Genomic DNA, 13,497 nt, shown 5'->3' on the forward strand with positions numbered 1-13,497 from the left:
GGCGGTACCGCTCCGCCGTTACCCAATTGCAGGACGTGATGGATATCCGATGATGAAAAGGTTGTTATTTATCCTGGGCTGTTTATTCAGCACCACTGTTTGCGCCACCTTGAATGACGGCATTAAAGCTTTTGATAATCAGAATTATGCTGCTGCGCTGGCCGAGTTTCGCACCCTCGCCAATGTCGGCAACGCCGAAGCGCGTTATTACCTCGGCATCATGCAGAAGGACGGGCTGGGGATGCCCCAGGACAAGGGCCGCGCAATCGCCTGGCTGAAAAAGTCCGCCCGCCAGGGGCACGCCTTGTCCAACTATGAAGTCGGCAAGATGCTGCTCGACGGGGATGGCGTAACACAAGACGTACCCGATGCCATTAAATGGCTCACGGTCGCTGCCAACGCTGGTATCGAGCCCGCCCAGATAACCCTGGCCACCCTCTATTCCGAAGGAACCAGGACCGACCGAAACCTTCCCCAAGCCATTAGCTGGTTTGAAAAGTCCGCCCGGCAAGGCAATGCCCAGTCCCAGTTCCAACTGGCCAACAGTTTTTTCAAGGGCGAGGGCCAACCCCAGGATTACGCCCAGGCCATCTACTGGTATCAACAAGCGGCCGAACAAGGCCATACCGAAGCCCAGTACACCCTGGCGTATCTGCATATGGAGGGCAAGCATACTCCTCAGGATTACGCCGCCGCATTTCAATGGTTCGAAAAAGCCGCTAACGCCCAGCACCCCGAAGCACAATTCATGCTGGGCTACCTGTACGACCAGGGCACTGGCGTGGCCAAAAATGCCAGGTCCGCCCATGAGTGGTATCTGAAAGCGGCAAACCAGGGTTATGGCGAAGCGCAGTTAATGGTGGGCTACCTGTATTTTGTCGGCAAAGGTACCCGGAAAAATCCGCAATTGGCAGAAGAGTGGGTGGCAAAAGCCGTTGCCCAGGGCAACACCAAAGCCCAAAAAACCCTCGACGATATTCGCAAGGCCCAAGCGCAGTAAATCACCTGATTCCTCCATGATGCGGTGAAGATTCATCGGGGTGGTGTAGTGCCTGTAGATTGTGAAGAAGCGACAAAAGGTGGGAGATAAACACCTGAGAGCAAGCGGTGAGAAAACGTGTTTAACAAAAAGGCGTGGCTAATTTTTTTGAGAGGTTAATCCATGAATGTAAACAACACACAACGCAAAAAGCACGGCCTGGCCCTGGCCATCGCCGGCTTGATGCTAACGCCTTGGGCGCAGGCAGCGGATGTCAACATCTCCGGCTTTTTATCCGTCGGTGGTGGCTTCGTTGACGATGAAACCAGTATCGCCTACGGCGGTTATGACGATGAAGATTTAACGTTCGACAAAAATCTGCTCGGCTTGCAAGTGAGCGGCAAGGTGAACGAAAAAATTTCGGCCACCGTGCAAATGATCGCACGCAGCAGTGACGATTATGACTTTAGTGCGGAGTGGGCTTACCTGACCTGGCAAGCCACCGAAAACAGTAAAGTACGTGTCGGTCGCCTGCGCACCCCGTTTTATATGTTCTCCGATTACCTGGATGTGGGTTATACCTACGCCTGGATCTCGGCACCGCAAGAACTCTATTACTTGCCGTTTAACAATGTTAACGGCATCGACTATTACCTGACCTCCGCCCTGGGCAGTTTCGATACCAGCTTCCAGGTTTACGTCGGCAGTTTTGATGATGACTTTGTACTCACGGGCATTTCTGCGACAGCGGAATCCAAAAACCAGATGGGTGTCGCAGCCACTATCGGGCGCGATTGGTGGACGCTGCGTGCCGCCTATCACCAAACCGACCTGACGATTGAGTTCAGCGATTTTCAGTTGAGCGAAACCGTCAGCTTCAATCAATTTTTGGGTCAGCTTGAAGCCTCACCCTTTGCCGATACGGTTACCAAGGTATTGGTCGACGAAGATCGCACAACGTTTGCGGAAGTGGGCCTCAACATCGACACTGGCCGTTTTGTTGCGGCGGCGGAATATGTCGAGTTTGATGTAGAGGATTCATTCCTCTCCAAAAATATTCGCCACTACATCATGGGCGGTGTGCGCGCCGGGGATTTTTTATTCCACGTAACCAGCGCCAAGTCGGATGACGAACTCGCCTCACCGGAAGCCGGTATTCCAGTAAGTGCGGAGACTGCACCCATCATCGGCACCTTACAGGCGATTGCGGCAACCCGCGGTGAATTCCGCGATACCATGTCTTACGGTGTACGCTGGGACGTCAGTTCCGGTGTGGCATTGAAGCTGCAATACGACGACGTGGATGATAATAAAGGCGAACAGAAAGTTTTCTCTGTTGCGTTGCAATCAGTGTTCTAAGAGGAAGCGCCATGATGAAAAATTTCTTACGTTCTGTAGCCGCTATGGCAATCATCAGTTGGTCCGGTGCGGTGCTGGCTGAAGTGGCTGTTATTGTTCATCCTTCGGCCGGCTTTGACAGTTTGACTGCCGATGAAATCTCACGCCTGTTCCTGGGAAAAAGCAAAAGTTTTCCCAACGGCTCGCCCGCCATTCCCCTGAACCAGGACGATGGCTCTGCCACGCGCGACCAGTTCAACCAGGCAATTTGCGATAAAAGCCCCAGCCAATATAAAGCCTATTGGTCCAAGCTGGTATTTACCGGAAAAGGCACGCCGCCCAAGGACAGCGGCGATGACGCAGCGGTAAAAACCCTGGTTGCGGGTAACCCGAAGATGATCGGTTATGTGGACGCCAGTGCAGTGGATGACTCGGTTAAGGTGATCTACAAACTGCCGTAAAGTAGCTGTAAGTAAGATGTATCGCTAAATCAAAACGCCCGGTGAATCCGGGCGTTTTTTATGAAAAGAAACCTTACTGACGCTCCCAGATTTCGCGCAATTGATCCACCAGCAACATCGGATCAAAGGGCTTGGCGATGACACCGACTGCACCAAGGTCCAGGTAAGCCTGTACTTCCTGCGGTTGCACCTTGGCGGTCATAAACACCACCGGCGTGGTGGCCAGTGTGGGAAATTCACGCAAGCCTGCCAGGGTTTCCGGGCCATCCATATTGGGCATCATCACATCCATCAGGATTAAATCCGGATTAAATGCCTCGGCTTTTTGCAACGCCTCACTGCCGGATGAACATACCTCCAGCGTAAACCCGTGAATCGTCTCCAGCACCATGACGGCGATTGCCTGGATATCCGGATCATCTTCAACATACAAAATTCGTTGCAACTCGGTGTGCATGATGCGTCCCCCACACTATTCCGCACAAGGTAAGGTAATCGTAAAACAACTTCCCAGCCCCGGCTGCGACTCAACGCTGATTTTACCGTTCATGTGTTCCAGCAGTTCTTTGGTGATTGCCAGCCCCAGGCCCGTGCCACCTTTCTGCCGGGAATCCGAGGCATCGGCCTGGGAAAATTTTTCAAACAGGCGGTGCTGAAACTCCAGCGGTATACCGGAACCATAATCAATGACCGACAGTGCAACATGCTTGTCATCCGTCGTTATTACACGAATATCGACACGGCCGCCGGGCGGTGAGAATTTAGCGGCGTTGGATAGCAAATTGGTCATCACCTGCAAGAAACGTTGTTCGTCCACCATGACATACAGATCTTCCGCCATCGGCGCCAACTGGAAACTTACCTGATATTGGTCACCGTAGGTTTTGTTTTCATAGACCGCCTGTTCCAACAATGCTTGCAGCGGTTGCCGGAGGAAATTGAAGGTCATCTTGCCAGCCAATAATTTTTCCATGTCGAGCAGGTCATTGATCAACAAGGTGAGGCGTTGGCTGTTCTTGTAGGCGATGTCGAGCATGGTGCGGGATTTTTCCGGCGCGTCATTGAGCGCCCCGCTGACTACCAGCTTCAAGGCACCGGAGATGGAGGTCAAAGGCGTCCGCAATTCATGGCTGACCGTCGATACAAATTCGTCTTTCATGTGTTCCATTTTCTTGCGCTCGGTAATATCCCAGATAAAACCATCCAGGTATTTCAAATAGCCCTGCGCATCAAAGATACCGCGCCCCACTTCCTGCAACCAACACCATTGTCCATCGGCCCGTTGCACGCGATATTCCAGCGTAAACTCGCGCTTCTCGCTAATCGCCGCGCGCACAATACGACCAGCTGTGCCGGCATCATCCGGATGCATGATATCGCTGAAACTGCGTCGCCGATTGTCGATAAAATCTTCGGCCGGATAACCGGTAAGTGCCTCAATTTCATCGCTGAGGAACTGCATACTCCATTGATGATCGTTGACACAACGGTAGATTGCACCGGGCAAATTGCTCAACATGCTGCGAAAGCGTTCTTCATTTTCTTCCAGCGCGCGGCGCGATTCCATGAGCGCGGTGATATCCACATGGGTGCCGAACATCATCAACGGCATGCCGTCCGCCGTGCGCTTGGAAACGCTGCCATGGGCGTGTATCCACACCCAAAAACCCAATTTGTGACGCATGCGGAACTGGCAATCGTAATAATCTGTCCGGCCACTGAAATGCTGTTGGAGCATGGCCTGGGCGCGCACCAGATCCTCTTTGTTGGTCAGTGATGACCAGGTCGACATACTCAGCGGTTGCAACTCTTCCAGCGAATAGCCGAGCATTTGTGCCCAACGTTCATTGAAGGATGCCGCCCCGGTCTGCACGTTAATTTCCCAAGTGCCAACATTAGCGCCGTTGATAATGGACTGAAGATTTTCAGCATTGCGTTGCAGCAAGTTATTGGCTGATCGTAGATAAAATAATTGCATCACCTGCCGCGCCAATGCGGCCAACGCCTTTTGTTGTTCTGCGGTCAGGGTGCGAGGTTTGTAGTCCACCACGCACAGGGTACCCAGTGCAGCACCCGCGTCTGTCACCAGCGGCGCACCGGCATAAAAGCGAATGTGCGGCTCACCGGTCACCAGGGGGTTGTCGACAAACCGTTTATCCAGCAATGCGTCGGGAACAATGGTCAGCTGCTCCGGTTGTAAGATGGCGTGCGCACAAAAGGCAACGTCGCGGGTGGTTTCGGAACCCTCCAGCCCCACACTGGATTTAAACCATTGGCGCTCCTTATCAACCAACGAGATGATGGACGTCGGCACATCGCAGATCATGCTGGCGATAGCAGTGATATCGTCAAAGTTTTTTTCCCGGGGGGTATCCAGGATCGATAAGTCATAGAGTGCTTGCAGGCGCAGCATCTCATTGGTGGGCAAGGGCGGTTTCATGATGATCTACCGGTATCATCCTGCAACAGGAGCGCCTTATGGCTGCATAAAAAATGATTCAATGACATCAAGAAATTCCTGACTGGATTCACGATTTTTAACAAAGGCCATTTCAATCTGCTGTTTTTGTGTTTCATTGAGTTCACTGGACGACAACACAATGATCTTGGCGGCGGGCTGGTATTCGCGCAATTCCGGCAACAAATCCCAACCATTGCCATCGGGTAAACCCAAATCCAGGATAACGAGTTGGTACAGGTTTTCCTGCATCTTCTCGCGCGCTTCCGCCAGGCTGGCCGCGCCGTCAAACTCGGCGTAACGATGCCCGATAAAAGCAATTAGCCGCTGCAAATCCACATCGTCTTCAATATGCAAAATATGAATCGGCACGGATTGGTTGTGGCTGACAGCGTCCTTGACCAGGGACAACAGGCGCGTTTCGTTGATCGGCTTTTCCAGCCAGTCTACATGGGACAAATTCAGGTCGCTGTTGATGGTGAGGCGCCCTTCATCTACCGCTGCGGAGACCACCACCACCGGTATGTCGGCGGTACTTTTACGCGCGCGAATTTGTTGCAAGACCTGCAGGCCACTCATGTCCGGCAACATTAAATCCAGGGTGACGGCACCGTAAAGTTTACGGGAGAGACTCAATAAGGCCGTTGCCCCACGATCGGCAATATCCACCTGATAACCCGCATTACGCAGCATGGTGGCAATCAGATCTGCCACCTCATGGTTATCTTCAACCACCAGGATGGGGCGGGATTCTACCATCGGCTCCGCCCGCGTCGAAAAATTAACGGGCGAGCTATTCACGCATGGCAAGTCGAAATAAAAGGTCGAACCCACGCCCTCGACGGATTCAAAACCGATACTGCCGCCCATGCGTTCCACCAATTCCTTGCATATCGCCAGCCCCAATCCTGTGCCGCCTTTCTGGCGACGATCCGATGAATCTGCCTGGGAAAATTTCTGGAAGATACGCGAACGAAATTCTTCCGGGATACCACTGCCATTATCACTTACTGCCACACGCACCAGCTCCCGGTGGAGGCTCACGGTAATCTTGACGACGCTGTCGGGCGGGGAAAACTTGGCGGCGTTGGACAGGAAGTTGGTGAGCACTTGCAGGAAGCGGGTTGCATCCACCACCACCTGTACATTCACCTCACTCCCCTGCAACTGAAAGCTCACCTGGTGTTGGGCCGCGTAAGCGGTATTTTCCTCCAATGCCTGCTGGATCAACGGCACCAATTCATGAGAGCGCATATCAAAATGCATCTTGCCCGCTACCAGCTTCTCCATATCCAACAAGTCGTTCACCAGATGATTTAATCGCAAACTGTTTTTGTGGGCGATGTTGATCATCTTATACAGGTTGGGCGGCAATTCGCCGGTAGCGCCGCCGACGATTAACCCCAATGAACCGCTGATAGCAGTCAGTGGTGTACGCAACTCGTGACTGACCGTAGAGATAAATTCGCTCTTGAGGCGATCTGTGCGTTTTAGCTCGGTGATGTCGCGCGCGATGCCGAGAAACCCGTTGATATCACCCTGCGCGTCGCGCAGGCAGGTCACCGCCAGTAACACCGGAATATGGCTGCCGTCGCGATGCACGTAGGTCCATTCACTTTCATCCTTTTCACCGCGGCGCGCCTTGGCCACATAGGCTTCAAAGGCATCCGTAATGTTCAGGTTTAATTCAGCGGATATTGCACGCGCGTGCGCCATCATTTCTTCCGGCAAATGAAAGGCCACGGGCGTGTGTTTTCCGACAACCTCCTCGGACATATAGCCGAGCATATTTTCCGCACCGCGATTGAATGTTTTGATGAGGCCTTTTTCATCAACCGAGATAATGGCCACACTCGCCGCATCGAAGATGGCCTGACGCAGCTCATTGGTTTCCTGCAAGCGTTGTTCCGCATCCTTGGCAGCCGTGACATCGGAAATAAATCCATGCCAGAGAATGCTGCCATCATCCAGTTTTTCCGGCTGCGCATCCCCCTGCACCCAGATCAAGCCGCGCTGTGGATGGTTAACGCGGTAGCTGACCCGCCAGGTCGACAGGGTGGTTGCCGATTCATTCACCGAGGCGGCCACCGCCTCGCGGTCGTCCGGGTGGATGACCTGATAGATCGCGTCCGCATGAATGGAGGCTTGCGCCGGGTTGATGCCATAGACCATTTTGATGCCGGTACTCGCATACGGAAAAAACGAACTGCCATCAGGGTTCAATTGAAATTGATACAAAAAGCCGGGCAATCGATCACTTAATTTGGTGAAGCGTCGGTAGAGTGCACGCTGCCGGTCATCCTGTTGCCAATGGGTGATAACCGACCCCATCCAACGTGCCAGCAAGCGCATAAAATCCTTGTCCTGTTCATCGAAGGGCGTCGCGCGTGCCGCACTGGCGCATGAAAAGCTGACCGTGCCATAGACATCACCCTCAACCCAGAGCGGAACGCCAATATAGGATTGCAATTGCAGCTCTGTATGCGCCGGGTGATCGATAAAAGGAAAATCGGAAAAACATTGCACGGCCACAACGTCACCATCGGCCAAGGTGATGCTGCAAGGTGTTTGCTGCAAGGGAAAGTGTTGCTCGTCCTGAAAGCGACCATCGGGAGAGATTTGTACCACTACCGCGTAGTCAGTATTTTTTACCCGGCTGATGATGCCGTAATGCATGCCCAGGTGGCGTGCGCCCAGAATCAGCGAGCGGCGCAGCTGCTCTTCAAATTCCACCGCCGGCAAGGAGGCAATGTCATTCAGCGCACGCAGGGCAGCCTGCTGGCGCAGGATCGTGAGTTCATTATGTTTGCGCGATGAAATATCCGTGTAGACACCGAGCAAACGCGCGGCGCGGCCATCCGCTAGCCACTCCACCACCTTGCCGCGGGTGTAAAACCATTTATAGGTTCCGTCGTGAATACGCAGGCGGTGTTCATTTTCAAACATGGGCGTCTCGCCTTTGATATGGCGAGTCATGTCATTCACGCACTGCTCTTTGTCGTGGGGATGCAAGCGACTTAACCATTCTTCGCCATCATCCTCAACGGAGTAATCCGTCGGCACGCCACAGATTTTTTTCCATTCCAGTGAGAAGGTGGCCTTATTGGTAACGATATCCCATTCCCAAAAGCCTGAATCACTGCTCGCCAGCGCCAACATCAAACGTTGCCGCGCCGTTTCGCTGGAGTCGCGCTCCTGTTCTAATTGGATGCGGTGTTCATCAATCAATGCGCGAATGTAACGCCGGGTAAAATGCCACAGCAACAGCATCATCACCTGCGCCAACAGCAACGCGAATAACCATTTCACCAGGGTGTCGCGGCGCGTTTCATTATAGATGGCGTGTTCGTTGGAGATATCCTGCCAACTGAAGATGGCAGCAACCGGGGGACGCTGCGGGTCAAGGTCGCCCTGAAAATCCCGCAAGGCGATAGCATGAATCAGATAGACCTTATCTTGCCAGGTCACGATCCGGTAACCCGGCTGAGAAGGATCGGGCAGCAGGCCATTCAGGTACCAATGCTTGAAGATGTCATCGGAAAAGCTTTCCAATAACCAGCGCCCTTCCGTAGCGTGTTCAGGCAGGGTCAGTTCAGCGCGCGCCCTGTCCCATAGGACGGAGTTAAGTAATTCCGGCGCTAACACAATGGCTCGCCCCGAACCTTCGGCGTGCGGCCGTTGAGCCAGTAAACCCACCCCGACTTCAATCGCGGCAATCGGTAAATCACCCGCATTACCCAGCGCAAACACCGGCGCCACCCCTCGGTACCCGGCACCGTGGCGACTTACCTCCATACCTTCATGCAAGCTCCCGTCGGTTAATACCTCCATGACCAACGGACGCAAATGGAGCTGCCGATCACCGAAACGTTCAGGCCGATGCATGCGCAATAATACAGTTGCGTCCGGCGCCAGGTTAACTTGCAGGTAGCGCGCATCCAATGCTTGCAGGTCGCGCCAGTAAGGCTGCAACTGGCGCTCAAGTTCGGCGCGTATGCGTGCCATGTCTTCGCTGTTTTCAGCAGGATCACGTTGATGGATATCGTAGGCGGTACGGATGGTGGTCAGGATTTGCGGGTTAGCCGCAATTAACTCCGCCCCTTGCACGGCTTGTCGTGTCAGATGCCAGCGATTGATGTTTACCTGTACTGCCAGCATCTCCACGCCCGAGCCCAGGCGGTCGCGCCATAACTTATCCTGTTGCCGCCATTCATAATGCAGCAACAATACGAACACGCCGGTCAGCACCAGAGCCAACAGCCAGGGCATCACCCGGAACAGGCGTTTTATCTTCTTATAAGGCATGGGTTATCTCTGGCAATCCGCACTACAAAAAGGCCACTCAAACATGACTCAGTGTAGTGCAAAATTGCCAAAGCGCCTGTTACCTGCCACACCTGGCTCAACAATCCGGCAATATTGACCGGAATTGGATTTACATACATTTGCCCAGGAAGACTACGTGTTGTCGCTTTATTTATTCTTCTACTTATTCTTCCATTTGTTTTTCAATGTAATCTCTTATTTGCCCTTCAATCGGTTTACTTTACTGCGTGCTTACCCTGCTACTTATTTTCCGGCCTGATTAATTTGCGTTGTTCGAGTGCTTCAATGATCAGCTTTCTCGCCATCCACGCCACCGTTCGATCTTGCCGCTTGGCAAGCAATCGAACCGCGTTATTAATTTCCGTATCCACCCTCAGGGTGAGAACAACTTCTTTTTTCATGGCCAACAGTAACAAGCTTCCAGTGAATTCAGCAAAATGGAAAATGCGTTTCCATACCTTGAACGTCAGCACTTTGCATACAGCACAAGTACCTTGAGCGATAGTAGCAACAACTTTTTTATGCTTTCAATGAATACAATGTATTCATTGTATGGGTGTACCTCAGGTGCTATATATTTTCACAGGGATTTAGCCTCGCGCTAAAAAATGTTTATTTATTTGCGTTAAACGCAACTGATTATATGAGATGTACCCAAGGAAATGCAATTAAAAGATATTGTGCGCACCCGCATCTGCACATCACAGCAACACAATGCCGATGACTTCAAAGCCTTTATCCATTGGGCAAGGATGATCGACGAGGAGGTTATGCAGAATGTATTGGGTGAAATACACGAAGAATTACAACAGGAAGCGCAGCACTTCCAACAGATAAGCCAATTGGTCGGGCGGCCGCTCTTGCACCACCAATTGCGCCTGCAATGGTGCCGCTTCTGCACGCAGTTACAAGCCTATTACCGCCCCGTTTCTGCGCATGCCTGCGCCACCAGATTACATTGATGCTCAGGGATATTGTTATGCAGGAAGACTGGCAAGCCGTAAAAGTTCGGGTAAAAAGCAAAATCTGCATCATCCGGATGATACCCAATTACCCCATGGGCGCTTTTGCTGAATGGGTAACGGCACAGAATCTCGAGATCGCCCCGCTGGTCGATATGCTCGACATCATCCAGCTGGATCTGGATGCCGATGAGGCCGCCCTACGTCACACCAAAAACAAAACTCCCTCGCAGTTACGACTTCACGCACTCTACGGTTACTGGTGCCTTTATTGCTCCCAAATTCGTGCTTACTACAAGGCGATACTTCGCGATCCACACTGCAAGCGGCGATTGTCGTTTTTGTTGTAGCGAATTTGTGGAGCAATCTTTTTTAGCACCGACCGGGATATTAATAATATCCGCCTCTTTACCACCCCAATGCAATGTTATAGTATAACAATTTGTACCTTAACAAGTCCGCCAGATCAAACGCGGCACCGACATAATTTTCAGCAAGATTACACCGTCGTAAAACAACGAGAGAGTAACAACACGCGCGCCGATTAATTAGCGGTTTGATTCAACATGAGAGCCTATTGTTATGTTATAACATTTTTAACTTATTGATAGTGATGGGCAACCACGCATCCAGTTTGATTATCACGAGGAGTTGTTGTGAACAGAAAATTTGCTTTGCTCAGTCTTGTTTGTGCGGCGCAGGCCACACTGGCCAATGATCTGGAAGGCGTCATCCTTAACGAACAAGGAAGACCTATTGCCGGGGCGGCAATTGAAGTGGTCGGTGGCCGGATACGTGCTGAGTCAGATCAACAAGGACGTTTTGTCATTCCCAATCTCTCGGCGAAGGAGCAGGAACTGCATATCAAAGCCCCGGGCTTCAGCCATCGTGTTGTGCATGTCGGCAATTCGAACGAGCCCGTTTCATTAACACTGACCGCTTCCCCGCTGGAAATTATCAACGTCGTTGGTTTACCGTGGCATGCATCCAACATTGAGTCAGCCCAACCCATCAGCGTATTAGCCGATGAACAATTGCGCCGCCGCCAGGCTTCGACACTGGGTGACACGCTGAAGTATGAAGTGGGTGTGCACTCAAGCTATTACGGCCCTGTTGCCAGCAGCCCTATTATTCGCGGCATGGATGGCCCACGGGTGCTGATCACCCAGAACAGTCTCGATGCCGGTGATGCATCACGCGTCGGTCCTGACCACGCCGTTGCGACCGAGACATCCACGGCCAGCCAGATTGAAATCCTGCGCGGTCCGGCCACGTTGTTTTACGGTAGTGGCGCCATCGGCGGTGTGGTCAATATTGTCGATAACCGGGTACCTCAGTCCAGTGACACTCGCGGAGAATTTCGTGCTGAGCACAATTCAGTTGCAGATGACCAGTTACTCTCCGGCAGCCTTACCACCGGTACTGAAAATATCGCGGTCCACCTCGACGGTTTCTGGCGCGACGCTGATGACTACAAAATTCCCGGCAATGCAGCGGTCGGTGGAGAACAGGGTGATCGTTTGGCAAACTCTGCCTACGATGCGCAAGGTGTTAATCTCGGCAGCAGTGTGTTACTCGACAATGGTTTTGTAGGCGTATCGGTAGGACGCCTGGAGCGCACCTACGGCATCCCCGGCCACTCCCATCGCGATGAAGATGTTCCCGTACATGCGGACCTCGAACAAGACCGCATCCAGTTGAACAGCGAGCTTACGTTGGATCATGCGTTTTTCAGTGGCCTCAATACCCGTTTCGGTTACACCGATTACAGCCACGATGAAATCGAACTGGATCAGGTTGCTACCACGTTTTCCAATGAAAGTTATGAAGCGCGCGCTGAACTTTTTCACCATCCGCTCATGGATTGGCGTGGTGCATTTACCTTGCATTACAAACGCAGTGATTTTTATGCATCCGGCGCCGAAGCTTTTACACCACCAAGCCTGACAGAAACCTGGGCATTGGCCCTGCTTGAAGAACGTCACTTTGGCGAATTGTTGATCCAACTGGGTGGACGGGTCGAGCATAACGATATTTCGACTGACCGCTTCACCGCGAACATGGGACTCGCGGAGGGTTCGCTTTTATCTGTTTATGCAGTTGATCATCAATCAACACCCTTCAGTGCCTCTGCGGGTGCCGTCTGGGAATTTACACCCGGTTACAATCTCGCGGTTTCACTCAGCCATGCGCAACGCACACCGTCTGCATCGGAACTTTTTTCCTACGGTGCCCATATCGGTTCCGGCCTGTTTGAAGTGGGTTCATTGTTAGCCATCTCCCAAGCGGAAAACGGTAACGTGACATTTGATTTGTCGCGCCAGGATATCGAACTGGAAAAGTCCAACAACATCGACATTTCCCTACGTAAATTTACCGGCGACGTGGGTTTTATCACCAACATTTTCTATAACGCCGTTGAAGATTATTACTACCTCGCCAACACCGGACTGACACAACAAATCAGTCACCAGCACGATGACCATTTCCATTACTTCGACCTTCCGGTTTATCTCTATCAGGCTCAGGACGTCAATCTTTACGGCGCGGAAGGTGAATTTATCTGGCAAGTAAATGAACCGTTAAAGCTGACGCTGATGACAGATTACATTCGTGCAGAGTTGCGCGATGGCGGTGACCTGCCGCGCACGCCGCCGCTACGCGTTGGAGGAAAGATCAATTATCAATGGCAAGCCATGGCGTTTGAGCTGAGCGCTTCGCACTACCTTGAGCAGGATAAGGTCGCAGAACTGGAGACAGAAACCGATGGCTATACCTTGGTAGATATGCAAATAACCTACGACGCAAGTCGCTGGGCTCCCGGTGTATCTCTGTATGTGAAAGGCTCCAATCTTACCGACGAATACGCACGCGTCCACTCCTCCTTCCTGAAAGACAAAGCCCCCTTACCTGCCCGCGCCTTTGCGCTGGGTATCAGCGGACAATTTTAATTTTTTATTCACCCTAACCCAC

10 protein-coding genes are annotated in these 13,497 nt (G+C 52.2%); 6 read left to right on the top strand and 4 right to left on the bottom strand.

Translation table 11 applies throughout. The annotated features are described in order from the left end of the window. Window positions 1–49 precede the first annotated feature (49 nt). The 3 genes from ACSV5M_RS05170 (at window position 50) to ACSV5M_RS05180 (ending at window position 2,778) form a co-directional block, all read left to right on the top strand. Entirely contained in the window at window positions 50–1,000 is a 951-nt protein-coding gene (locus ACSV5M_RS05170; protein ID WP_439174531.1) for a tetratricopeptide repeat protein, read from the top strand. 162 nt (window positions 1,001–1,162) lie between these two features. Next, complete coding sequence (locus ACSV5M_RS05175; protein ID WP_439174532.1) at window positions 1,163–2,338, top strand: DNA topoisomerase IV; 1,176 nt, start codon at window positions 1,163–1,165, stop codon at window positions 2,336–2,338. An 11-nt stretch (window positions 2,339–2,349) separates the two neighbouring features. Further along, window positions 2,350–2,778 carry a phosphate ABC transporter substrate-binding protein gene (locus ACSV5M_RS05180; RefSeq protein ID WP_439174533.1) on the top strand — a complete coding sequence of 143 codons (429 nt, stop codon included), beginning with the start codon at window positions 2,350–2,352 and terminating at the stop codon, window positions 2,776–2,778. A gap of 73 nt (window positions 2,779–2,851) precedes the next feature. On the opposite strand, the gene ACSV5M_RS05185 is transcribed toward ACSV5M_RS05180, so the two are convergent. The 4 genes from ACSV5M_RS05185 to ACSV5M_RS05200 form a co-directional block, all read right to left on the bottom strand. After that, window positions 2,852–3,235: a response regulator gene (locus tag ACSV5M_RS05185; protein ID WP_439174534.1), complete on the bottom strand. Its 384-nt coding sequence runs from the start codon at window positions 3,233–3,235 to the stop codon at window positions 2,852–2,854. Window positions 3,236–3,250: 15 nt separating this feature from the next. Beyond that, complete coding sequence (locus ACSV5M_RS05190) at window positions 3,251–5,218, bottom strand: PAS domain-containing protein (RefSeq protein ID WP_439174535.1); 1,968 nt, start codon at window positions 5,216–5,218, stop codon at window positions 3,251–3,253. A gap of 36 nt (window positions 5,219–5,254) precedes the next feature. Then, the gene (locus ACSV5M_RS05195; protein ID WP_439174536.1) at window positions 5,255–9,541 is read right to left on the bottom strand and encodes a PAS domain S-box protein; all 4,287 of its coding nucleotides are present in this window, start codon (window positions 9,539–9,541) and stop codon (window positions 5,255–5,257) included. Window positions 9,542–9,801: 260 nt separating this feature from the next. Next, window positions 9,802–10,035 (bottom strand): ribbon-helix-helix domain-containing protein, encoded by a 234-nt coding sequence (locus ACSV5M_RS05200; RefSeq protein WP_439174538.1) that lies wholly within the window; start codon window positions 10,033–10,035, stop codon window positions 9,802–9,804. 189 nt (window positions 10,036–10,224) lie between these two features. Here ACSV5M_RS05200 and ACSV5M_RS05205 point away from each other — a divergent pair, with 189 nt between their 5' ends. From ACSV5M_RS05205 to ACSV5M_RS05215, 3 genes are all read left to right on the top strand, one after another. Continuing rightward, complete coding sequence (locus ACSV5M_RS05205) at window positions 10,225–10,524, top strand: hypothetical protein (RefSeq protein WP_439174540.1); 300 nt, start codon at window positions 10,225–10,227, stop codon at window positions 10,522–10,524. A 17-nt stretch (window positions 10,525–10,541) separates the two neighbouring features. After that, window positions 10,542–10,874 carry a hypothetical protein gene (locus ACSV5M_RS05210; protein WP_439174542.1) on the top strand — a complete coding sequence of 111 codons (333 nt, stop codon included), beginning with the start codon at window positions 10,542–10,544 and terminating at the stop codon, window positions 10,872–10,874. Between the two features lie 306 nt (window positions 10,875–11,180). Next, on the top strand, window positions 11,181–13,475 hold the full coding sequence (locus ACSV5M_RS05215; RefSeq protein WP_439174543.1) for a TonB-dependent receptor: 2,295 nt from the start codon (window positions 11,181–11,183) through the stop codon (window positions 13,473–13,475). Window positions 13,476–13,497: the final 22 nt, after the last annotated feature.

The organism is Cellvibrio sp. ARAG 10.3 (assembly GCF_051846955.1).
Lineage (GTDB): Bacteria > Pseudomonadota > Gammaproteobacteria > Pseudomonadales > Cellvibrionaceae > Cellvibrio.